At 53.6% G+C, this 235-nt stretch carries 1 pseudogene; it reads left to right on the forward strand.

Annotated elements, in window-relative coordinates:
* A pseudogene (locus KVT34_RS32270) lies at positions 1-140 on the forward strand (tRNA uridine-5-carboxymethylaminomethyl(34) synthesis GTPase MnmE); the annotation flags it as partial.
* Positions 141-235 lie beyond the last annotated feature (95 nt).

Genomic DNA, 235 nt, shown 5'->3' on the forward strand with positions numbered 1-235 from the left:
CCAATGATGCCCATGTGCCAAACCACATGATTCAGATTGGTATCCGGGGCGCCTGGGAGCACCCCGGTGAAATTATAGGAGATTCGGGTGCCGAATCGTTGATTGATCAAATTTTTTCACAGTTCTGTCTTGGGAAATAAGACGGTATAGGAGGAAGAAAGGATGGGCTATACAGCCGGAAACTTCGGAGTTGTCGTCATCGGAGGGGGCCACGGGGGGGTCGAGGCGGCGCTGG

The organism is Paenibacillus sp. GbtcB18 (assembly GCF_019091125.1).
Lineage (GTDB): Bacteria > Bacillota > Bacilli > Paenibacillales > NBRC-103111 > Paenibacillus_F > Paenibacillus_F chitinolyticus.